At 32.9% G+C, this 21,557-nt stretch carries 23 protein-coding genes; 10 read left to right on the top strand and 13 right to left on the bottom strand.

All coding sequences use genetic code 11. From position 1 onward, the window contains the following. Positions 1–28 precede the first annotated feature (28 nt). From lpxA to BM053_RS11815, 6 genes are all read left to right on the top strand, one after another. Entirely contained in the window at positions 29–811 is a 783-nt protein-coding gene (gene lpxA / locus BM053_RS11840; RefSeq protein WP_091477647.1) for an acyl-ACP--UDP-N-acetylglucosamine O-acyltransferase, read from the top strand. Between the two features lie 85 nt (positions 812–896). Then, positions 897–1,460, top strand: a complete 564-nt coding sequence (gene efp, locus BM053_RS11835) for an elongation factor P (RefSeq protein ID WP_091477646.1) — start codon at positions 897–899, stop codon at positions 1,458–1,460. 6 nt (positions 1,461–1,466) lie between these two features. After that, entirely contained in the window at positions 1,467–2,396 is a 930-nt protein-coding gene (locus tag BM053_RS11830) for a UDP-3-O-(3-hydroxymyristoyl)glucosamine N-acyltransferase (RefSeq protein WP_091477645.1), read from the top strand. A 2-nt stretch (positions 2,397–2,398) separates the two neighbouring features. Next, positions 2,399–2,761: a nuclear transport factor 2 family protein gene (locus tag BM053_RS11825; RefSeq protein WP_091477644.1), complete on the top strand. Its 363-nt coding sequence runs from the start codon at positions 2,399–2,401 to the stop codon at positions 2,759–2,761. An 82-nt stretch (positions 2,762–2,843) separates the two neighbouring features. After that, positions 2,844–3,716, top strand: coding sequence for a succinate--CoA ligase subunit alpha (gene sucD, locus BM053_RS11820; RefSeq protein ID WP_091477643.1), 873 nt, complete (start codon positions 2,844–2,846; stop codon positions 3,714–3,716). Between the two features lie 122 nt (positions 3,717–3,838). Further along, the gene (locus BM053_RS11815; protein ID WP_091477642.1) at positions 3,839–4,267 is read left to right on the top strand and encodes a hypothetical protein; all 429 of its coding nucleotides are present in this window, start codon (positions 3,839–3,841) and stop codon (positions 4,265–4,267) included. Between the two features lie 82 nt (positions 4,268–4,349). On the opposite strand, the gene BM053_RS11810 is transcribed toward BM053_RS11815, so the two are convergent. Continuing rightward, positions 4,350–6,515 carry an endonuclease MutS2 gene (locus BM053_RS11810; RefSeq protein WP_091477641.1) on the bottom strand — a complete coding sequence of 722 codons (2,166 nt, stop codon included), beginning with the start codon at positions 6,513–6,515 and terminating at the stop codon, positions 4,350–4,352. Positions 6,516–6,615: 100 nt separating this feature from the next. On the opposite strand from BM053_RS11810, the gene ung reads away from it, so the two are divergent. Continuing rightward, positions 6,616–7,287, top strand: a complete 672-nt coding sequence (gene ung, locus BM053_RS11805) for a uracil-DNA glycosylase (protein ID WP_167357348.1) — start codon at positions 6,616–6,618, stop codon at positions 7,285–7,287. A gap of 155 nt (positions 7,288–7,442) precedes the next feature. On the opposite strand, the gene BM053_RS11800 is transcribed toward ung, so the two are convergent. From BM053_RS11800 to BM053_RS11760, 9 genes are all read right to left on the bottom strand, one after another. Further along, positions 7,443–8,387, bottom strand: coding sequence for a transglutaminase-like domain-containing protein (locus BM053_RS11800; RefSeq protein ID WP_091477640.1), 945 nt, complete (start codon positions 8,385–8,387; stop codon positions 7,443–7,445). A gap of 30 nt (positions 8,388–8,417) precedes the next feature. After that, entirely contained in the window at positions 8,418–9,263 is an 846-nt protein-coding gene (locus BM053_RS11795; RefSeq protein ID WP_091477639.1) for a substrate-binding domain-containing protein, read from the bottom strand. A gap of 15 nt (positions 9,264–9,278) precedes the next feature. Continuing rightward, positions 9,279–10,403, bottom strand: a complete 1,125-nt coding sequence (locus BM053_RS11790; RefSeq protein ID WP_091477638.1) for an SDR family oxidoreductase — start codon at positions 10,401–10,403, stop codon at positions 9,279–9,281. Between the two features lie 31 nt (positions 10,404–10,434). Then, the gene (locus BM053_RS11785; RefSeq protein WP_091477703.1) at positions 10,435–10,929 is read right to left on the bottom strand and encodes a hypothetical protein; all 495 of its coding nucleotides are present in this window, start codon (positions 10,927–10,929) and stop codon (positions 10,435–10,437) included. Between the two features lie 5 nt (positions 10,930–10,934). Further along, the gene (locus BM053_RS11780) at positions 10,935–11,468 is read right to left on the bottom strand and encodes a GNAT family N-acetyltransferase (protein ID WP_091477637.1); all 534 of its coding nucleotides are present in this window, start codon (positions 11,466–11,468) and stop codon (positions 10,935–10,937) included. Positions 11,469–11,662: 194 nt separating this feature from the next. After that, a complete protein-coding gene (locus BM053_RS11775) occupies positions 11,663–12,529 on the bottom strand; it encodes a nucleoside phosphorylase (RefSeq protein WP_091477636.1) in 867 nt (288 codons plus the stop codon). Between the two features lie 62 nt (positions 12,530–12,591). Further along, positions 12,592–12,921 carry a translation initiation factor gene (locus tag BM053_RS11770; protein WP_091477635.1) on the bottom strand — a complete coding sequence of 110 codons (330 nt, stop codon included), beginning with the start codon at positions 12,919–12,921 and terminating at the stop codon, positions 12,592–12,594. A gap of 53 nt (positions 12,922–12,974) precedes the next feature. Beyond that, positions 12,975–13,373, bottom strand: a complete 399-nt coding sequence (locus BM053_RS11765; RefSeq protein ID WP_091477633.1) for a GxxExxY protein — start codon at positions 13,371–13,373, stop codon at positions 12,975–12,977. A gap of 128 nt (positions 13,374–13,501) precedes the next feature. Further along, positions 13,502–14,452, bottom strand: coding sequence for an isopenicillin N synthase family dioxygenase (locus BM053_RS11760; RefSeq protein WP_091477632.1), 951 nt, complete (start codon positions 14,450–14,452; stop codon positions 13,502–13,504). A 262-nt stretch (positions 14,453–14,714) separates the two neighbouring features. On the opposite strand from BM053_RS11760, the gene BM053_RS11750 reads away from it, so the two are divergent. The 3 genes from BM053_RS11750 (at position 14,715) to BM053_RS11740 (ending at position 19,161) form a co-directional block, all read left to right on the top strand. After that, positions 14,715–16,691 carry an alpha-ketoacid dehydrogenase subunit alpha/beta gene (locus BM053_RS11750; protein WP_091477629.1) on the top strand — a complete coding sequence of 659 codons (1,977 nt, stop codon included), beginning with the start codon at positions 14,715–14,717 and terminating at the stop codon, positions 16,689–16,691. Between the two features lie 485 nt (positions 16,692–17,176). Then, a complete protein-coding gene (locus BM053_RS11745) occupies positions 17,177–17,659 on the top strand; it encodes a T9SS type A sorting domain-containing protein (RefSeq protein ID WP_091477627.1) in 483 nt (160 codons plus the stop codon). Between the two features lie 8 nt (positions 17,660–17,667). Beyond that, complete coding sequence (locus tag BM053_RS11740; protein ID WP_091477625.1) at positions 17,668–19,161, top strand: tail fiber domain-containing protein; 1,494 nt, start codon at positions 17,668–17,670, stop codon at positions 19,159–19,161. A 70-nt stretch (positions 19,162–19,231) separates the two neighbouring features. Here BM053_RS11740 and BM053_RS11735 read toward each other — a convergent pair whose 3' ends face one another. From BM053_RS11735 to BM053_RS11725, 3 genes are read right to left on the bottom strand one after another with little or no spacing between them, the layout of a single operon-like run. Continuing rightward, positions 19,232–19,981, bottom strand: coding sequence for a maleate cis-trans isomerase family protein (locus BM053_RS11735; protein ID WP_091477622.1), 750 nt, complete (start codon positions 19,979–19,981; stop codon positions 19,232–19,234). After that, positions 19,978–20,604, bottom strand: a complete 627-nt coding sequence (locus tag BM053_RS11730; protein ID WP_091477621.1) for a class I SAM-dependent DNA methyltransferase — start codon at positions 20,602–20,604, stop codon at positions 19,978–19,980. The genes BM053_RS11735 and BM053_RS11730 overlap by 4 nt, the downstream gene beginning before the upstream one ends. Positions 20,605–20,617: 13 nt before the next feature. Next, on the bottom strand, positions 20,618–21,526 hold the full coding sequence (locus BM053_RS11725) for a fumarylacetoacetate hydrolase family protein (protein ID WP_091477619.1): 909 nt from the start codon (positions 21,524–21,526) through the stop codon (positions 20,618–20,620). Positions 21,527–21,557 lie beyond the last annotated feature (31 nt).

The raw sequence follows: 21,557 nt of genomic DNA, 5'->3' as shown, positions 1-21,557 counted from the left end.
TAAACAGTAAAACGATTAAATAAAACATATGAATCAACCACTAGCATACGTTCATCCAGGCGCAAAAATTGCCAAAAATGTAGTTATAGAGCCGTTTACAACTATTCATAATAATGTAGTTATTGGCGACGGAACTTGGATAGGTTCTAACGTAACCATTATGGAAGGCGCAAGAATAGGTAAAAATTGCAATATTTTTCCAGGTGCAGTCATTTCAGCAGTACCACAAGATTTAAAATTTGGAGGAGAGGATTCTTTAGTAATAATTGGAGATAATACTACAATAAGAGAATGTGTTACTATAAATAGAGGAACAATAGCTTCAGGACAAACAGTAATAGGCAATAATTGTTTAATTATGGCAACTGCACACGTTGCGCATGATTGTCATGTAGGCGACAACGCCATTATTGTTAATGGTGTATTATTAGGAGGACACGTAACGATTGGAAAATATGCAATAATTGGAGGACTATCAGCCGTACATCAATTTATAAGCGTTGGTGATCATGCTATGATTTCTGGAGGTTCCTTATTAAGAAAAGATGTTCCGCCTTTTACTAAAGCAGCGAAAGAACCTTTATCTTATGTAGGAATAAATTCTGTAGGCTTAAGAAGAAGAGGTTTTACAACCGAAAAAATTAGCGAAATACAAAGCATTTACAGAACCTTGTACCAAAAAAATTATAATACTTCACAAGCATTAGCAATTATTGAAGCAGAAATGGAAGCAACTCCAGAAAGAGATGAAATCTTAGATTTTATTAGAAATTCTTCAAGAGGTATTATGAAAGGATATACAGGAGTATAAAATTTCTTGTTTAATTGTTTAATCGTTAATACGGTTAATCGATTAAACAAATTAACGATTAAACAAATTAACAAATAAATAAAAAATGGCATCTACATCAGATATAAGAAACGGATTGTGTATCAAATTTAACCACGATATTTACAAAATCATCGAATTCCTTCACGTAAAACCAGGAAAAGGTCCAGCTTTCGTGCGTACAAAATTGCGAAGCTTATCTAACGGAAAAGTATTAGATAATACTTTTTCTGCTGGACATAAAATAGACGAAGTTCGTGTAGAAACACATACTTATCAGTTCTTATATGCTGAAGGAGATCAATTTCATTTTATGAATGTTGAATCTTTTGAACAAATTACTTTAGATAAAAAAATTCTTGATAATCCAGGATTGCTTAAAGAAGGAACAAACGTAATGGTACAAGTAAATACCGAAACTGATTTGCCTCTTTCAGTAGATATGCCAGCATCAATAGTACTTGAAGTGACATATGCTGAACCAGGAGTTAAAGGAAATACGGCTACAAATGCAACAAAATCTGCCACGGTAGAAACTGGTGCTTCTATAAATGTGCCTTTATTTATCAATGAAGGTGATAAAATAAAAATTGACACCGCTTCAGGTTCTTATATGGAACGTGTAAAATAATTTTTGATGAAATTTCCCCAAACACAAACCCTTAAAGAAATTGCAAATATCATCGACTGCGAATATGTAGGCGATGATAATTTTGCTGTTTTGGGTATGAATGAAATTCATGTCGTTCAAGCGGGCGATATTGTGTTTGTAGATCATCCAAAATATTACGATAAAGCATTACAATCGGCGGCAACTATAGTTTTAATAAACAAAAATGTCGATTGTCCCGAAGGTAAAGCTTTATTAATTTCTGATGATCCATTTAGAGATTTCAATAAATTAACCAATCATTTCAGACCATTTCAAGCGTCGAATGTTGCTGTTTCGACTTCTGCCAAAATAGGAAAAGGGACTATTATTCAGCCCAATACTTTCATTGGAAACAATGTCGTAATTGGCGAAAATTGTCTCATTCACTCTAATGTTTCCATTTATGACAATACCATTATAGGAAACAATGTGATGATTCATGCAGGAACAATTCTTGGGGCCGATGCTTTTTATTACAAAAAACGTCCAGATGGTTTCGATCAATTAATTTCTGGTGGTCGTGTTGTTATTGAAGATAATGTAGGAATTGGAGCGCTTTGTACTATCGATAAAGGAGTTACTGGCGATACAACCATTGGAGAAGGAACAAAAATTGACAATCAAGTTCACGTAGGACACGATACAGTAATTGGAAAAAAATGTTTAATTGCTTCCCAAACAGGAATTGCAGGTTGTGTAATCATTGAAGATGAAGTAACACTTTGGGGACAAGTAGGAACAACTAGCGGAATAACCATTGGTACAAAAGCAGTGGTAATGGGACAAACAGGTGTAACCAAATCTATCGAAGGTGGAAAATCATATTTTGGTACTCCAGTTCAAGAATCTCGTGAAAAACTAAAGCAATTAGCTAATATAAAGCGAATCCCAGAAATCATAAATAAACTCAAATAAAAATGACCTCAAAAGAAATAGTTAAAGATTTTTACAAATCCAATGCTTTTTTAGACAGCACATTATTAGATACTTATATGCATCCTGATGTTTCATTAGATTGGAACAGTAGCAAAGGTTTTCTTCAAATGAATAAAGAAGAAATGGTAAACATTACCAACCAGATGGGTAAAGCGTATCATACTTCTAGAATATATATTACTCATTTACTAGAAGATAATAACAAAGTTACTGTAAGATACAGTCATTATGTAAAGACAATCGAGAACCCAAGAGAAGAAATGATTTTGGCACATTTTATGGTTATTTGGGAACTAAAAGACGATAAATTATATCGAGGATTTCAAATGAGTCAATTGAGTTAAATTTTTTAGTAAAATTATTAAAAAGTATATTTCAAAACCTTACTTTTGCAACACAATAAAAAAATAACATAAAAAATATATCATGAGTGTTTTAGTTAATAAAGATTCAAAAATAATAGTTCAAGGATTTACAGGAAGCGAAGGAACTTTCCACGCTGAACAAATGATCGAATACGGAACAAACGTTGTAGGTGGTGTAACTCCAGGAAAAGGTGGTTCAACACATTTAGATCGTCCCGTTTTTAATACTGTAAAAGATGCAGTAGAAAAAGCAGGAGCAGACACAACCATTATTTTTGTACCACCAGCTTTTGCTGCTGATGCTATTATGGAAGCTGCTGATGCTGGAATCAAAGTAATTATTGCAATTACAGAAGGTATTCCTGTTGCTGATATGATTAAAGCTAATGATTATATCAAAGGAAAAAATTGTCGTTTAATCGGACCAAACTGCCCAGGTATTATTACTCCAGGTGAAGCTAAAGTTGGTATTATGCCAGGTTTCGTTTTCAAAAAAGGAAATGTTGGTATTGTTTCTAAATCAGGAACATTAACTTACGAAGCGGCTGACCAAGTGGTAAAACAAGGTTTAGGAATTACAACAGCAATCGGAATTGGTGGAGATCCAATTATTGGAACTACAACTAAAGAAGCTGTTGAATTATTAATGAATGATCCAGAAACTCATTGTATCGTAATGATTGGTGAAATTGGAGGTCAACTTGAAGCTGATGCTGCAAAATGGGTTCGTGCAGACGGAAACCGCAAACCAGTAGTTGGATTTATTGCAGGAGTTACTGCTCCAGCAGGAAGAACAATGGGTCACGCAGGTGCAATTGTAGGTGGTGAGGACGATACTGCAGAAGCTAAAAAACGTATTTTACGTGAAAATGGAATTCACGTTGTAGATTCTCCAGCAGAAATTGGTAAAAAAGTAAAAGAAGTATTGGGATAAATCTCAAACAATAAATTTTTCAAAAAACCGTCTTGTTCTATAACTAGACGGTTTTTTTGTAGTACTTTTGCAAACCTTTGGTTTTTAGCTTTCAAATAACCAAATAAACGAATAAATAGAAAATGTATAAAGAATTAAAAAAGTTTAAAGTAAGCAATAGTTTTACTTTCACAATAGAAGATAGTTTAGAAGTAGCTTGCAATGCAACAGAAACAGGAAGCGGAGTTTTCCTTGTTTACGCAGTAGAAGGCGAAGCAAAAGAATTAATCATGGTAGGTTCTACAGGAACAATACAAAATGATGGATCACTAAAAAGTAAAGGTGGCGGATTGTATGACAAGATTGTAAATGGTCATCAGTTTGCAAAAACAGGACGTAAATATTCTTGGCCAGCACAAATGAAAAAAGAAAATATTGCAAGATTAGAAGTGTATTGGTACGAGACTTATAACGACAAAACAAAAGGAATTCCAACTTCTGTAGAAGGACAAGTTTTACAAAATTTCCTTGACGAAAACAATCGTTTACCAAGATGGAACGTTGCTTTTTAATCCAGTAAACTAATAAATAAAAACGGTTTTGTAATTTCTACAAAACCGTTTTTTTATTTTAAGTACATTCAAAAAAGCATGATTATTTTGCTTGTACAAATTCTAATGATTCTAAATTTACTTTTGAAGTGAAAATACCATAGTTTACAACAGCTTTGTCTTTTTCAATTTTATCAATTGTACCTACTGATTTCCCGTCGAGCATTCTAACTCTATCTCCAACTTTCAATATTACTTTTACTTTTTCAGGAACTAAATTTGCCTTGAGTTTCTTTTCTTTTTTCTCTTTTCGAATTTCTTCAACCTGAACCGTTACCTCTTCGATAATTACTTTTTTCTTTTCGGCAATGGCTTTTATCTCGATTTTAGTAGCTTTCATTCGTTTTGAATTTTCAATTTCAACAACTTTCAAAAATTCACCAAGTAATTCCTTTTTGTTTTTATTATTAAAATATTTCTCTGAAATAGCTTCGATTTTCTGACCTAAATAAATCGTTTTCTGGTTACTGTCATACAATTCCTGATAGTTTTCTAATTTTTGCTTCACTTTTGCATTGATAGTTTCCATTTTTTTGCTTTCCTCACGCGCTTTGGTTTCTTCTTCTTTCAAATTGACTGAAGTTTTTTCCATCCTAGAACGCTCTTTTTGCAAATTGGCAATGGTTTTATCAAAACGAACTTTACCCGTTTCTATTTTCTTCTTGGCACGATTAATTAGTCCGAACGGAATTCCATTTTTTTGCGCTACTTCAAATGTAAAAGAACTTCCCGCTTGTCCCAAAGCCAATTTGTACATTGGTTCTAAAGATTTTTCGTCAAAAAGCATATTAGCATTGGTCGCAAATGGTAGTTCATCAGCTAAAATTTTAAGATTGGTATAATGTGTGGTAATAATTCCAAAAGCTTCCCGATGGTAAAATTCTTCTAAAAAAATTTCTGCTAAAGCGCCACCCAAATCAGGATCGGAACCAGTACCAAATTCGTCGATAAGAAATAATGTTTTTGCATTACACTTTTTTAGAAAATAGTTCATATTCTTCAATCGGTAACTGTAAGTACTTAGATGATTTTCAATCGATTGGTTGTCACCGATATCTGTCAAAATTCTATCAAACAAACAGGTTTCGCTTCGTTCGTGAACAGGAATTAGCATGCCAGATTGCAACATTAATTGTAGTAAACCAACGGTTTTTAAGGAAATCGTTTTTCCGCCTGCATTTGGACCAGAAATTACAATAATTCTATTTTTAGAATCAAATTCGATGGTTTGTGGATGCGTAATTTCATTTTTAACTTTGTTTGTTAAATACAAAATAGGGTGGAAGGCATCACGGAAATATATTCTTCTTTCTTTTGTTATTTTAGGCAAAATTCCATTTATTCGGCTGGCATATTTTGCTTTGGCAGCAATCACATCTATATCACTTAAAAAATCTTGATACTGAATTAATAAAGGCAAAAATGGACGAATTACATTCGTTAATTGTTTTAAAATTCGAGTAATTTCTTCTTTTTCTTCATATTCTAAATTACTTAATTCTCGAGAATATCTTAGTGTTGCTTCAGGCTCTATAAATGCTAAACTTCCTGTTTTCGAACTTCCTAAAATCGTTCCTTTTACCTTACGGCGATACATAGCTAAAACCGCTAAAACCCTACGATTATTAACAAAACTTTCTTTAATATCGTCTAAGTAACCTAAACTATTATATTGTGTTAGCGCCATGCCAAAACTTTGGTTTACTTTACCACGAACTAGGTTCATCTCACGACGAATTTCCAATAAAGCGGGAGAAGCATTGTCTTTTATTTCACCATATTTATCGACCACATCGTCTATACAGCTGATGATGGTTTTTGTGAGTTCAATTTGGCGTGATTTTTTATATAAATTGGGATAATAATCTTCAAATTTTTTAAAATATTGAAGCAAAACATTTGTGTTTTCAGATAACGTGGCAATTTTGCGAAAACTTCCAACTTCTAGAAAACTATCTTCGATGCCTAAAAATTTTATTTCATAAGTAATCGCATCAAAACCATGATTGGGAATGGCATTGTTATTTTGAAATGAGGAAATATATTCAGAAGTTTGATGCAAAGCAGTCATCAAAGATTCTTCGTCTTTGAAAGGTGTTATTGTTAAAGCTTTTTCCTTGCCAATATCAGTATTACAAATGCTAGAAACTGTTTCTAAAACAGTAGGAAATTGTAAATCTTGAAGTGTTTTTTCGGTAATTGAAATCATTTTTTTAAGGCTGCAATGGTTCTAAGTTGCAAAGGCTCAAAGTTACAAAGTTTAGAAGTAGTAATGAATCAAAGTGATTATATTTGTAAAAAAATAACGAATGTTACCTATAATTAAAGCTAATTCTTGGTCTGATTTTTTGGAAACTGAAAAGGAGAAACCTTATTTTCAGGATTTGATGCATGTTGTTGATGAAGAATATGAAAATTACACTTGTTTTCCGCCAAAAAATTTAATTTTTAATGCTTTTAATTTTTGTGATTTTGCAGATTTGAAAGTCGTAATTATCGGTCAAGATCCTTATCACGGAGATGGAGAAGCTAATGGTTTGTGTTTTTCGGTAAATGATGGTGTGAAAATTCCGCCATCATTGAAGAATATTTTTACCGAAATAAATACCGAATATGACCGAATATTTTCGCCAACTTCTGGTAATTTAGAATCTTGGGCAAAGCAAGGAATTTTACTTTTAAACGCTTCGTTGACTGTTAGAAAAGATTTGGCTAACAGTCACAAACACTTGAAATGGAATATTTTTACAGATGCTGTAATCGATTATGTTTCTACTCATTCTGAACAGGTTGTTTTCCTGCTTTGGGGAAGTTTTGCTCACAAAAAAGGAAGTAAAATAAATAGAGAAAAACATTTAGTTTTGGAAACTGGACATCCTTCGCCACTGAGTGCTAATCGTGGTTTTTGGTTTGGAAATAATCATTTTAAATTAACAAATGAGTATTTGAAATCGAATGGTTTTACTGAAATTGAATGGTAATTTTTTAGAATGTTTAATAGAATTTTCTAACATGAATTCTAGCCCCGATTGTAGTGGAAATCCTTTATACCTGACAGGTTTTTAAAAACCTGTCAGGTATAAAGATTGAAGCGAAAAGCGGGAATAATGCTGAAAAGTAACCAATGGTTGTGCTACTAATCATTCAAGGTTAATTGTCCCAGAATTTCTTCGCTCATAAATTTTCCACCAGGATAATTGGCTGTGTAATCTAGATTTAGCCATATTTGTCCGCGCTCATCGATGTGATAGTGAATTTGTTTGCCTTTACTTTCTTCGACAAAAAGCACTTTTTTAATTAGATACATTACATTTTGTAAATCTCGCTTGTTACCAATTAGCATTTCTGGATAAATATGATCATTTGTGTGAATAAGCCTTGGTATTCCGCCTACAGCTTTTATGCCTGCTGCCATAAGAATGGCGTGATCGTCGCAATCGCCAGAAAAGTGTTGTAAAGATTCTGATGCAGAAGCAATGTAGTTGTTTCCTTGTGGATCATTTACATAATTCCAACGTGATTTTATCTCCTTAAATACCGCAAAACACTGAATTGTTGTTCTGTAATTGCTATATCCCTTTATTTTTTTAGTGTCTTTAAAATATTTTGTAGTCGCTGATAATGCAAAATTTCGAACTTTTGGGTTTTGAAAATCGATGGCTCTTAATACTTTATTTTTGTTTGGGAAAGGCAATAATTTACTGACGATAATATCCTGTGGATACGGATTTTCTTCCATGGTGTACATCATAGAACGATAATCGTCGTAAACTCTGTAAAAACTATATTCTCCGAAGATTGTCCCGTAAAAAACTACAATGATATAAGTGAAAATACAAATTACAATGATTGTTTTTAGTACTCTTAAAATAAGTTGAAAACAGACCAAAATTACAATAAATAATAAAATTCTATCGATAGGAAGTTGCCAATTTGGATTGGCCAAATTTTGGTGAACAATAATAAATGTTGGAATAGTTAGTAAGATATTTAATAAAAAAATGACAATATTGTCCCAAGGCTTTGGTAAAGAAAGCTTCTCTTTGCATTTTTTAATAAATTCTTTTGTGAATTGTAACATTCTTTATTGTAAAACGATAAAAATACGTAATTATCTGACTATCGTTTCAAAAGTAACCTTTTTATCAATAATAGATAGTTCAAATAACTGATTTTGAACTTTGTTTAACATTTTTTCTGATAATTGCTCTTGTGACCATTCAGTTAACGATAACCATTCTTCAATATCTTCTAGTTTTAGATTGTATCTTGATGCTAAAGTTTTACTGATACTTGGAATTTCTTTAAATTCAGAAGTAGTTTTATTGATGATTTCGAGAATTTTATCGATAATTTTCGGGTGTTTATCAAGAATTTCTTCACGAACTGCAATAACAAAACAAGGCCAAGGAGTAGGGCAATTGGCGATTTTTCTAAAAATTCCAGCATCTACTAATGGTTTTGTCATGAATCGTTCCCACATAAAATAATCGGCAGTTTGGTTCGTTAAAGCTTCGACTGCACCATCGATAGTATTTACGATTTCGAATTGCAAATTATCAGTTTTCCAACCTTGATTTTGAGCATTTACAATCGACATTAAATGTGATCCAGAACCCAATCTTGAAATGGCTGGTTTTGTGTTTTCTAAATCCGAAAGCTTTTGATATTTTGAATTGGCAGCAACGTGAATTCCCCAAATTAAAGGGCTTTGTACATAAATTTGAACTATTTTACTCGGGTTTCCTGTAACAATATCTTTTACAATTCCTTCAGTTAGAATTACTGCAATGTCAGTTTCTTTGTCACGAAGCATCTGGCACATTTTACCCGTTCCTTCAGGAATATCTGCCCATTGTAAATTGATGTTTTCGGCCTCGAATTCGCCATTTTCGATGCTCAATTGCCATGGCAAATTAAAATGTTCTGGAACTCCTGCTATTTTTATTGTTGTCATTTTTTAAGTAAAAAATTAAACATTTATATCTTTAAAATTATGTAACCTCGCATAACGAATCATGTTTGTAAATGCTTCAGAATCTAGTTTAGGAATTTCGAGAATAGAGTTTAATAAAGTGGTGTCATATTCGTTGGCATCGGTAGTGAAATATGGTTTTAGATGTTTTCCGATGCTTTCATAATATAATTTTTCGATTGTGGTTTTGTAATTAAAATCGAGTGTATTCTGAATTAAACTGAAATTTGTATAACCAACTTCTTGCATAATCAGTTGCAGTCCTTTTACGATATTAAAACTTTTGTTGTGTACAATGTTAAGTTGCTGAATATCTTCTCTTTGAAAAGAATTTACAATTACTTTTGCCACATAATCGACCGGAATAATGTTTAATCCTGTTTCTTCATTTATTTGAAATCGAACATTTTCTTGTTCATTTTTTCGTTGTGCTGTAAAGTGGAAAAATTTTGCCAAAAGGTAAAATACCATATATTTAGGAATAAAATAATTGTTCTCTTTTCCTAACATTTTCCCTCCAATGACGCTTGGACGAAGAATTTGATATGGTAATCCCAAAATTTTGCATTGCTGTTTTACAAAACTTTCTGAATGAAATTTTGCATTTTCGTAGGCATTTCGGTGTTCTGGGATAAAATTTAAATTATGAAAATCGTTGTCTATAAGTCCGTTTCTAATTCCTGATGAAAATGCTGTACTGATATAAATAAATTTTTTGATGAATGGAGAAAATGTATTAAAAATGTCTTTTGTGATTTGCGCATTTTCGTTAAATATTTTTTCTTTTTGATCTTCATCAGTCGATAAATTAACATAACCTGCGGAATGAATAAAGTAAGCGCCGCGAATTTTTTCGGCGTTATTATCCCTAATTTCAGACAAATCAGTATCGATAATTTCTAAATAAGAATGTAATTTTTCTAATCCTTTTTCAACAAGAATTTGAGGCGTATAACTACTCGATAAAAGTTCATTTATTCTGTCTTTGGCTGAATTTTTTCCTTTATTTCTGGTGATAAGGAATAGTTTTCCATCGATAGAATTATTGATAAAAAGCTCTAAAATTTCATACATAATATGAGATCCTAAAACGCCTGTTGCTCCTGTAAGAATTATTTTCATTGTAGTTTTCTTCTGAAAGACAAATGTAGTTTTATATTGAAAGCTTTTGAATACATTGTTCTCTAATTTCCCATATTTTTTCGAAAGAAAAAGTAGCATTAGATTCTTTTAGCCAGTTTTTGATAAATGTCTGATGGTAATTAACTTTAAAATCGGCAACTTGATAAGTCTCGATTTCAATTTCTTCGAGTAAATCGCTTTTTATTTTTTCGAAATCGGCTTCTTTTGAAGTAACATCGACCGTTTCTCCGTCAATTTTTAAGTAACAATGCGCTTCTGGAATATAACTGATATTATTATCTGTTAGCATCGTTCCAATGTTTGTATTGGCTTCGGTCATTTTATAAATACCTACAATTAATTGGACATTTGGAATGTTATTTTTATTGGCAAAATCTTTTAAATAAGCGTGTTTAGAACTACAAGTTCCTTTATTTTCTGAAATTACTAGAGAAAAATTTTCGCGATTTGCGTTTCTTCCGTAAGGAATTTGTTTAACGAAATTTATGGTTTCTTGCCAGTTCATTATAGTTACAAATTTGGGTTTTTCATTTGCCACCATTTCCAAGGAGCGCCGTGTTCATCTAAATAATCTTCGATGAAATTCATGCCTACTTTTTGCAAAATATGATTTGATGCACCATTATCAAAATGTGTATAAGCGTTCATTTTATCGATTTTCATTGTATTAAAACCATAATCTAACCAAGCAACTGATGCTTCTGTGGCATATCCCTTGTTCCAAAATTTTTCGTTTAGACGATAGCCATAATCATAGAAATTGGTGTTTCCATTTTCGATATGACCAGTTACAAATTTTATTCCTGTCCAGCCAATTAGTTCCCCTGTTTCTTTTATGATTGTTGAAAAACGACCAATATTATTATCTAAATACTGTTGACGAACCATATTGATATAGTCGTGTACTTCTTCAATTTTTGTTATTGGTTTTTGCCATAAATAGGTATGAACTTCAGGATTTTTGTCCATATCAAATAATGCTTCAGCATCTGATAATTCAAACGGACGAAGAAGAAGTCGTTCGGTTTCTAGGATTAGGTTCATATTGTAAAAAATTTGAACGCGGATTTTCGCAGATTTGCTAAAGCAAAGACGCGGATTTTCGCGGATTTTATTTTATTTAAGTATAGTCAATTAGGTCATTTACTTTTTTTAGCCCAGACAGCAGTGAAAATCCTTTTCTTTTTTCCTTTAAAAAAGAAAAGATTGCAACGGATGGCGGGAAATAGCTCCTAAAATTATTTAATCAATTTATCTAAAGTATATGCAATTAGCTCATTGACAGTTTTTTCTGGGTTTGAACTAAATTCGCCTACAGCTCTATTTGCAATGATGGCGTTTAATGATAAACAGTTGTGTCCCAATAATTTTCCTAAACCGTAAATTGCGGAAGTTTCCATTTCGAGATTCGTCATGCGGGTTCCGTTATGATTAAAAGCGTCCATTTTTTTATTTAGGTTTGGATCTTGAATGTTTAAACGCACTACACGACCTTGTGGTCCGTAAAATCCGCCTGCTGTTCCTGTAAATCCTTTGTGAAATTTGTCCGAATATATTTTGTTTTCTAATGTTACGTCACAAGCCACAACTGTCGGACGGCCTTTGCGCAAATCCCAATTGGTTTGTTGGATAAAAGCATCTTCTAATTCGGCAATAGAATGTTCTTCGATTAAATAGGAGCGTAGCATATTGTCTAATCCAACAGCATATTTACTCATAACCCAACTATCTACAGGAATATCGGCTTGTAAAGAACCTGAAGTTCCGATACGGACAATATTTAAAGCGGTATGATTTGGTTTTATCTCTCTGGTTTTTAAATCGACATTTACTAATGCGTCTAATTCATTAAAAACAATATCGATGTTATCTGGACCAATTCCTGTTGATTGTACTGTAATTCTTTTGCCTTTATACATTCCGGTTTCTGTTTTAAATTCTCTTTTTTGAGTAGAAAATTCGATACTATCGAAATGCTGTGTAATTTTTGATACGCGTTCTTGATCACCTACAAAGATGATGTCGTTTGCAATGTTTTCAGGAAGTAGGTTTAAGTGATATACACTTCCGTCTGGGTTTAGTATTAATTCTGATGATTTTATCATTTTTTTATTTTTTTTAACCGCAAAGTTCACTAAGTTATTATTTTATCGTAATTTGTAATTATTTATCCTCCAACACGTTTTACTTTAAATCCTTTTATTTTTAGTATTTCCATGATTTTGTCACGGTAATCTCCTTGAATTATTATTGAATCGTCTTTGAAAGTTCCGCCAACGCTGAGTTTGGTTTTTATTTCTTTGGCCAGAATTTTAAAATCCTCGTCGCTTCCTTCGTAACCTTCAATAATGGTAGTTGCTTTTCCTTTTCGTTTTTCGTATTTGCAAATCATAGGTTCTTTTTGAACATATAATTCGTGTTCTACTTCCGGAATTGCTTCTTCAGGAGCTGGTTCGTGATTAGGAAAAAGGTTTTTTAGTTGGTCTTGTAAATCCATAATTATATTAATTGAACGCGGATTAAACGGATTCGCTATCGCGAAATCGCGGATTAAAACGGATTTTTTCTTGTCTTTCTTTTATTTTCGAATACTTTTCTTCTAAACTCTGGTTTTTTACCAAAATTAAGTAATAATCCAACTTCACAATCAGTACCTGTTAGATAATTTAATAATTGATGTTCAAATTCTTCAACTATATATTCTGCAGCTTTTAACTCTAATATAATTATATCGTTAACCATTAAATCAGCATAATAATCACCAACTTCAAGGTTTTTATAATAGACTTTTATTTTCTTTTGAGGGACTACATCTAAACCTTTATTTTTTAATTCAATGTATAATGCATTCTGATATACTTTTTCTAAAAAACCATAACCAAGTTCGTTATAAACTTCATAATAGGTTTTCAAAATTAAATCCGTCAAATCTTTATGCAATAATTCCATATAAAAAATCAGTTTTTATCCGCGTTTTACGAAGTAAATCCGTGTCATCCGCGTTCCAAATTAAAGCATCAAAAAAACAAAAAAGACATCAAGCGAACTCAATGTCTTTAAAGCTATATAATTGAGTATTATTTCTTAATCAATCCTAAATCTACCAATCTTTCGTACAAGAATTCTCCTGCCGAAATATCGTCGTATAATTTTGGATTTTCCGCATCAATACAATTTTCTAAAACATCTAAACGCATATCGCTCACAGGATGCATAAAAAATGGAATCGAATAACGTGAAGTTCCCCACAATTCTCTTGGTGGATTTACAACTTGGTGAATAGTCGATTTTAATCTATTATTAGTATGACGAGACAACATATCTCCCACATTTATTACTAATTCGTCTGGTTCAGCAATAGCATCAATCCATTCTCCATCGTGATTTTGCACTTGCAAACCACGACCTTGAGCACCCATTAATAAAGTAATCAGATTAATATCTCCGTGAGCTGCAGCACGAATAGCATTTTCAGGCTCAGAAGTAATTGGCGGATAATGAATAGGTCTTAAAATTGAGTTTCCTTCATAACCATATTGGTCAAAATAATGCTCATCTAAACCTAAATGCAAAGCCAAAGCCTGTAAAACCGTAATTCCAGTTTTTTCTAGCATTTGGTATGCTTCTTTTCCTACAACATTAAATCTAGGAAGTTCCGTAACTTCAACATTATCAGGATATTCAGCCGCATATTTCGAATCTTTGTCAACATATTGACCAAAGTGCCAAAACTCTTTCAAATCTCCTTCTTTTTTGCCCTTAGCGTGCTCTTTCCCGAAAGAAACATAACCACGCTGACCACCAATACCAGGGATTTCATAACTATATTTGGTTTCTAACGGTAAGGAGAAAAAATTTCTAATTTCACCATACAATTCACCAACCAATTTGTCATCTAAAAAATGACCTTTTAACGCTACGAAGCCAATCTCTTCGAAAGCTTTTCCGATTTCATTTACAAATTTTTGTTTACGTTCCGGGTTACCCGAAAGGAAATCACGCAAGTCAACACTAGGAATGTTTTGCATCTCTTAAATAATATGTTAATAACTTACAAATGGACAATACCATCATAAAACAAATGTATAAAAACTTTTTTTATTTGAAGCTATTTCCCGCTATCCGTTGCAATCTTTTTTTCGGAAAAAACCTCAAAAAAGGATTTCCACTACTATCAGGGCTAGGCATACCCGAAAACATTCATAATTATTTAAAAAAATCCGAAAAATCCGTTTCATTCTCGTGCCATTTTTTTATACTTTTACGCCACATTAAAAAAATGCAACAAAAATGAATTTCGACAGAAAAAACATATCCAACGAAACCTTACTCGATTTATACAAACGAATCCTAAAACCAAGATTAATCGAAGAAAAAATGCTGATTCTTATCCGTCAAGGAAAAGTGTCAAAATGGTTTTCAGGAATTGGTCAAGAAGCCATTTCAGTAGGAATTACAGCAGTTCTCGACAAAGATGAATACATCTTACCAATGCACCGTAATTTAGGAGTTTTTACAGGAAGAGATATTCCGTTACATAGACTTTTTTCTCAATGGCAAGGAAAAGCCAATGGATTTACAAAAGGTCGTGACCGTTCGTTTCACTTTGGTACACAAGAATTCAATATAATAGGAATGATTTCGCATTTGGGTCCACAATTAGGTGTGGCTGATGGAATCGCTTTAGCAAATAAATTAAAAAAGAACGGAAAAGTAACTGCAGTTTTCACAGGAGAAGGTGCAACTTCAGAAGGAGATTTTCATGAAGCCTTAAATATTGCTTCTGTTTGGGATTTGCCAGTTCTTTTTGTTATCGAAAATAACGGTTACGGATTATCGACACCAACAAACGAACAATACCGTTGCAAAAACTTAGCTGATAAAGGAATTGGTTTTGGAATGGAATCTCATATTGTCGATGGTAATAATATTCTAGAGGTGTATAATTTAATATCAGAATTAAAAGCATCAATGAAAGAAAATCCTCGTCCAGTTTTGTTAGAATTCAAGACTTTCAGAATGCGTGGACACGAAGAGGCGAGTGGTACAAAATATGTTCCGCAAGAATTGATGGACATGTGGGCGATAAAAGATCCAGTAGAAAATTTCAGAAGTTACCTTAAATCAACAGCGGTTTTATCTGACGAAGATGATGAAGCTTTTAGAGCAGCATTAAAAAAAGAAATAGATACCGATTGGGCTTTAGTTCAAAAAGAACCTGAAATCGTAGCTAGTTTAAGCGAAGAATTAAATGATGTTTACAAACCTTATGTATTTGAGGAGTTTAACCATAATAATGAAGTGGAAAATATTCGTGTTGTCGATGCTATTTCCAACAGTTTACGTCAATCGATGGAACGTCATGATAACTTGGTTATTATGGGACAAGATATTGCTGAATATGGTGGGGCATTCAAAATTACCGATGGTTTTGTAGACCAATTCGGAAAAGAAAGAGTTCGTAATACACCAATTTGTGAAAGTGCCATTGTATCGGCGGCAATGGGATTGTCTATCAACGGACACAAAGCGATTGTTGAAATGCAGTTTGCCGATTTCGTATCTACAGGATTCAATCCGATTGTAAATTTATTGGCAAAATCGCATTACCGTTGGTTAGAAAATGCCGATGTTGTTGTTCGTATGCCTTGTGGTGGCGGAACGCAAGCGGGACCTTTTCATTCACAAACAAATGAAGCTTGGTTTACAAAAACACCAGGGCTAAAAGTGATATATCCAGCATTTCCATACGACGTAAAAGGATTGTTGAATACTGCGATAAACGACCCAAATCCTGTTATGTTCTTCGAACACAAACAATTATACCGTTCTGTTTATCAAGATGTTCCAAAAGATTATTATACAATTCCATTTGGAAAAGCTTCGATGATAAAAGAAGGAAATGATGTTACTATTATTTCGTTCGGAGCAGGAGTTCATTGGGCATTAGATACATTGTCTAAAAATCCTGAAATTTCAGCTGATTTGATTGATTTACGTTCGCTACAACCTTTAGATACTGAAACTATTTTTGCCTCGGTAAAGAAAACTGGAAAATGTATTATTTTGCAAGAAGATTCTATGTTTGGAGGGATTTCTAGTGATATTTCAGCATTAATCATGGAAAATTGCTTCGAACACCTAGATGCGCCAGTAAAACGTGTGGGAAGTTTAGAAAGTGCCATTCCTTTTGTAAAAGCACTAGAAGATCAATATTTACCTAAAGTTAGGTTTGAAGAAGGTTTGAAAGAATTGTTAGCTTACTAATACGCCACATTAAATAACATTAAAAGCCGCTCATAATTGGAGCGGCTTTTTTGTTGGAGTGAAATAACAATTTTATAAAAGGGTTGTGAATACTAAAAATGTTCATATATTTATGGGTTAGGCGATATTTTTTGAAAAAGCGAACTATATAACAAATTTAAAGAAATACATAGGACACTGTGATTTACCAACTATTTACACTCGTTATAAAACACATATAGAGTTATTTTCGTTTCGTTAGCAATGACGAAAGAGGAATCATTATATTCATAATATTATTATGAAATATTAAAAACTGTAAATGCTTAACATTTTTTTGTTAAGCATTTTTTATTAGTATTCCACAAAAAAAATGAGACTATTCTTATAATTAGTTACTTAGAGTCATTTATTTTGTTAATAAAAAACTTACAAAATATCATGATTTTAAGCTAAATTTTTTTTAAAATTGCAGAAAAATCTTACTAATCATATCGTATTTTAAAATGAAACAAAAACATCCAATTCTGATTGCGTTATTCTTAGCCTTATTTTCACTTTCAGTAACTGCTCAGCAATCAGTAACTGCTTCTGGAAATAATGCTATAGGTTCCGGAGGTTCCACCAGTTATTCTGTAGGTCAAGTGGTTTATACCACCAATTCAGGAACAAATGGAAATTTGGCACAAGGCGTGCAACAGCCATATGAAATTTTAACTTTAGGAATGGACGAGCATCCTGAAATTAGTCTGAACTTTTCGGTTTATCCTAATCCAACTACTGACATTCTAACATTAGAGGTTGGTAACTATAACACTGATAATCTAAGATATCTGCTTTTTGATATTACTGGAAAAGTTATAGCAAATAATAAGGTTACAGTTAGTCAGACCAAAATTGATATGACTGGCCAGCAATCGGCTCTCTATTTTTTGAAAATAACAGAAAATAACAAAGAAATTAAAACCTTTAAAATCATTAAAAAATAACAACCAAAATGAAAAAAACAATTATTATTCTAGCACTATTTGCTTCACTGACAATTTTTGCTCAGGCACCTCAAAAAATGAGTTATCAGGCTGTACTTCGTAATAGCAGTGATATGCTGCTTGCTAACACACATGTTGGAATGCGCATCAGTATTTTACAAGGTAGCGCCACGGGACCTTCTGTTTATGCAGAAACACAAGGAGTGGATACAAACAATAATGGTTTAGTAAGCTTAGAAATTGGAGAAGGGACTCTTGTGATGGGGAGTGGTAGTTTTTATGAAATAAACTGGGCGGGAAATTCCTATTTTATAAAAACAGAAACAGATCCAGCAGGTGGAACTAACTATACAATTACTGGAACAAGCCAATTATTAAGTGTGCCTTATGCTTTGTATGCGCAAAGTTCAGGAAGTAATTCTACATTACAGCAGGTTATTGACGCAGGAAATAGTGCAACAAAAGCAACTACTGATGCTGCTCCAAATTCAGTTGTATTAAATACAACAGGTGGATATACTACCAATGTTACCTATCGAGGGATTTCAAGTACAATAACAGGAACTAATGGAAATACCAGAAGTATACAGGCTTTATCAAATGGAGTAAATCCTCAAAGAAATACAGGAGTATCAGGTTTTGCAGTCAATGCTACAATTTTAAATAATGGAATATACGGGCAGGCTTATGCCACTGCAGGTGATAATTACGGAGTTTGGGGAGTAGGTGCAAATGCGATAGATGGAAAAGAAAATAGAGGTGTAATGGGTTATGCGACAACAGCTACTCCAACCGGATGGAATTATGGTGTTACAGGATGGACTGGAGGTTCGGAAGTTTCTAATATTGCTGTAGGAGGTTACGCAGATGCTGCACCATCTACAAATGGCGATAATTATGGTGTGGCAGCTCGTGCTTCATCGGTATCAACTAATGGAACAAATTATGGTGTTTACAGCTCGGCAGCAAATGGTGCTTTTAATTATGCCGGCTTTTTCATAGGAGACGTAACAATTACAGGTACTCTGATACAACCTTCAGACAGAAAACTTAAAAAGGATATCCATTCAATTGATTCAGCTCTAGATAAAATTAAGGCGTTAGAGCCAGTTACTTATTTTTATGACGCTGAAAAAACTACAGGTTTGAATTTACCGAAAAAATTACAGTATGGTTTCATTGCTCAAGATTTAGAAAAGATTTTTCCTAATCTTGTTTCCAAACAAATTGTGAATCTGTCCACAACAGGTAATGGTGGTGAGGAAAAAATTGAATTGGATTCTAATGGTGAGATTATCAAAACTGCAAATTCAAATACAACAGGTAACCAAAATGATGATAGAAAGAAAGAAGAATTCAAAGGAATCAACTACACAGGTTTAATTTCAATTCTTACACAAGGTATTAAAGAACAACAAGAGCAAATTGAAGTATTAAAAGCTAAAAATGAAGCACTTGAAAAAAGAATGCAAAATATAGAAAAACTATTATCGAAGAAGTAAAGATTAGTTTTTATAAACAAAAAGGTTCAACAATTGTGTTGAACCTTTTTTATTTTAGGCGTTTTTTATTTTAATATTTCCCACTCAACAATTCACCGCCAATAGCTGATTTGGCTTCGATGCCTAGTTTTTTCATCATTTCATATGTCGTACAAACTGCTGCTGAAGTAACTGGAATTCCACATTCCGCTTGAATTAAATCAATTGCTTCTAACGATGGCATTTGCACACAAGCCGAAGCCACTAAAACATCAACATCCGTTAAATCTAATTGTTTGTAGATTTCTAATAAATTAAGTGGGTTTTGAGCCGCAACTTCTAAATTATCAGGAATTTCCAACGCGATACTTTGCTTTACCTTTATACCTTGATGTTCAATATAATCCACCACCATATCCGTTAATGGTCGCATATAAGGTGTAATTATCGAAATTTGTTTCGCACCTAAAACTTTTAACCCATTAATTAAAGCTCCAGCCGAAGTTACAATTGGTGTTGGAAAATCGTTAGCCACAGTTTCTTGATGTAAATTCACTTCCGAAACGCAGTGATATCCGCGACCCATACTCATAATCGCCACTAAACATGCATAACCCATCACATCAACGTGAGCATCTGACAATTCTTGAGCGCATTTTAAACTCATGGCATCCATCGCTTCCAATTCTTCTTTGGTTACTTTTTTCATACGCATTCTACTACTGTGAAACGTAAAACGTTCTGGTAAAATGGTTTCTCGTGAACGAAAAATGGCTGGTATTTCGGTTTCCATCGTTACGTTTGATGATGGAACTATTTGTCCTATTCTAAATTTTTTCATTTTGTTGCAATAATAATTAAATCTGTTGTGTCTTGTTCATTGTAAAAATAGTTTTTACGCTGCAAATTTATAATTTTAAACCCATTGTCTTCGAGAGCTTTAGTCAAATAATCGGCTTGATGGAAATTTTGATACATTTTGTCACCTGTACTTCCAGTTTTAAATCCCGATTTAGAATTATCATCCTCCATAGTACTTATGTAAAGAACACCATTGGAATTTAATTGATTACCAGCATCCGTGATGAATTGTATAGCATCTTCTTTTGACAGATAAGGCAGACCAAATCCACACACAATCGCATCAAATTTTGCATTTATTTTATTGACATCTCTACAATCCAATAATTGAAATTTGGCAGTTGGATTATTGATTTGCGCTAACTCAATCATTTTAGGAGCTAAATCTGTTCCCAATATTTTAAAGTCGGGGCGTTTTTCTAACAAATATTTTGTAATGTTTCCCGGACCACAAGCCAATTCTAAAATTTCAGCATTTTGTTTTGGGATGCTTTGGCAAAATACATCAAGCGAATCATAATACAACGAAACATCCATAAACTTATCCTGATAAACAGTGGCAAGTTTATTGAATATGTCAACTGCAATTTTTGTTTGATCCATCTTTAGCCAAAAATTAAATCTCTTTAATCGTATTCACTATTGTTCCAATTCCTTCAACTGTAGCTTCAACCACATCACCATCGTACATCCACTCTTGTGGATTTCTTCCAGCTCCTACTCCTGCTGGTGTTCCAGTTGCGATAATATCCCCTGGTTCTAAAGTGAAAACGATACTTAAATCTTCAATCAAATCATTGATATTGAACAATAAGAATTTTGTATTCGAATTTTGTTTTTCAACACCGTTTACTTTTAATGATAAATTCAAGTTGTGTGGATTCTCGATTTCGTCTTTGGTTACTAAAATTGGACCCATTGGCGCAAAAGTATCTTGCCCTTTTGATACAATCCATTGTCCTTCACGACGACAATCACGTGCGGAAATGTCGTTAATTACAGTGTAACCAAATACATAATCTAAAGCGTCTTCTTTAGTAACATATTTTCCTTTTTTACCTATAACCACCGCCAATTCTACTTCCCAATCCAATTGTTCCGTTAGTTTGGTATTTTTAATAATGTTAGTATTTGTTCCAGTTACGGTCGTAGTTGGTTTAGAGAAAATAATTGGTTTTGCAGGTAATTTTCCTGTTGTATCTAAAGTTCTTGCACTTTCCGCAACGTGTTCGGTGTAATTTAAACCAATTCCAATGATATTTTTCCTAGGTTTTTCGATAGGAGCGAGGATAGTAATTTCGCTTATTGGTAATGAAATAGCTTCAAAATCCTGTGGACGTGTGTCATTAATCATTTCAGAAATTTCTGCAATAATTTCAAATCCCATATCAATTAATTCCAACATATCGTTTGGTAATGGAAAATTAGAGATTTCCCCAAAATCTTCCATATCAACAACCTGATTGTTATGAATAAATCCTAATCTTGATTCTGAATCTGATGTTTTATAAGTAAGTAGTTTCATTTTTTTAAGTTCTAAGCTTTTTGCTATTGAT

This window comes from Flavobacterium swingsii (genome assembly GCF_900111965.1).
GTDB lineage: Bacteria > Bacteroidota > Bacteroidia > Flavobacteriales > Flavobacteriaceae > Flavobacterium > Flavobacterium swingsii.
Note: the sequence above shows the minus strand (reverse complement) of the source record. Positions and strands in the feature narration are given on the sequence as shown.

What these genes read in the sequence shown, in the direction of transcription:
- BM053_RS11825 (WP_091477644.1), top strand. Translation starts at nt 2,399, where the DNA reads ATGACCTCAAAAGAAATAGTTAAAGATTTTTACAAATCCAATGCTTTT.
- BM053_RS11770 (WP_091477635.1), bottom strand. Translation starts at nt 12,921, where the DNA reads ATGGATTTACAAGACCAACTAAAAAACCTTTTTCCTAATCACGAACCA.
- lpxA (WP_091477647.1), top strand. Translation starts at nt 29, where the DNA reads ATGAATCAACCACTAGCATACGTTCATCCAGGCGCAAAAATTGCCAAA.
- efp (WP_091477646.1), top strand. Translation starts at nt 897, where the DNA reads ATGGCATCTACATCAGATATAAGAAACGGATTGTGTATCAAATTTAAC.
- BM053_RS11750 (WP_091477629.1), top strand. Translation starts at nt 14,715, where the DNA reads ATGAATTTCGACAGAAAAAACATATCCAACGAAACCTTACTCGATTTA.
- BM053_RS11760 (WP_091477632.1), bottom strand. Translation starts at nt 14,452, where the DNA reads ATGCAAAACATTCCTAGTGTTGACTTGCGTGATTTCCTTTCGGGTAAC.
- BM053_RS11790 (WP_091477638.1), bottom strand. Translation starts at nt 10,403, where the DNA reads ATGAAAATAATTCTTACAGGAGCAACAGGCGTTTTAGGATCTCATATT.
- BM053_RS11815 (WP_091477642.1), top strand. Translation starts at nt 3,839, where the DNA reads ATGTATAAAGAATTAAAAAAGTTTAAAGTAAGCAATAGTTTTACTTTC.
- BM053_RS11785 (WP_091477703.1), bottom strand. Translation starts at nt 10,929, where the DNA reads ATGAACTGGCAAGAAACCATAAATTTCGTTAAACAAATTCCTTACGGA.
- BM053_RS11730 (WP_091477621.1), bottom strand. Translation starts at nt 20,604, where the DNA reads ATGGATCAAACAAAAATTGCAGTTGACATATTCAATAAACTTGCCACT.
- BM053_RS11735 (WP_091477622.1), bottom strand. Translation starts at nt 19,981, where the DNA reads ATGAAAAAATTTAGAATAGGACAAATAGTTCCATCATCAAACGTAACG.
- BM053_RS11780 (WP_091477637.1), bottom strand. Translation starts at nt 11,468, where the DNA reads ATGAACCTAATCCTAGAAACCGAACGACTTCTTCTTCGTCCGTTTGAA.
- BM053_RS11765 (WP_091477633.1), bottom strand. Translation starts at nt 13,373, where the DNA reads ATGGAATTATTGCATAAAGATTTGACGGATTTAATTTTGAAAACCTAT.
- BM053_RS11800 (WP_091477640.1), bottom strand. Translation starts at nt 8,387, where the DNA reads ATGTTACAATTCACAAAAGAATTTATTAAAAAATGCAAAGAGAAGCTT.
- BM053_RS11725 (WP_091477619.1), bottom strand. Translation starts at nt 21,526, where the DNA reads ATGAAACTACTTACTTATAAAACATCAGATTCAGAATCAAGATTAGGA.
- BM053_RS11740 (WP_091477625.1), top strand. Translation starts at nt 17,668, where the DNA reads ATGAAAAAAACAATTATTATTCTAGCACTATTTGCTTCACTGACAATT.
- BM053_RS11745 (WP_091477627.1), top strand. Translation starts at nt 17,177, where the DNA reads ATGAAACAAAAACATCCAATTCTGATTGCGTTATTCTTAGCCTTATTT.
- BM053_RS11775 (WP_091477636.1), bottom strand. Translation starts at nt 12,529, where the DNA reads ATGATAAAATCATCAGAATTAATACTAAACCCAGACGGAAGTGTATAT.
- sucD (WP_091477643.1), top strand. Translation starts at nt 2,844, where the DNA reads ATGAGTGTTTTAGTTAATAAAGATTCAAAAATAATAGTTCAAGGATTT.
- BM053_RS11795 (WP_091477639.1), bottom strand. Translation starts at nt 9,263, where the DNA reads ATGACAACAATAAAAATAGCAGGAGTTCCAGAACATTTTAATTTGCCA.
- ung (WP_167357348.1), top strand. Translation starts at nt 6,616, where the DNA reads ATGTTACCTATAATTAAAGCTAATTCTTGGTCTGATTTTTTGGAAACT.
- BM053_RS11830 (WP_091477645.1), top strand. Translation starts at nt 1,467, where the DNA reads ATGAAATTTCCCCAAACACAAACCCTTAAAGAAATTGCAAATATCATC.
- BM053_RS11810 (WP_091477641.1), bottom strand. Translation starts at nt 6,515, where the DNA reads ATGATTTCAATTACCGAAAAAACACTTCAAGATTTACAATTTCCTACT.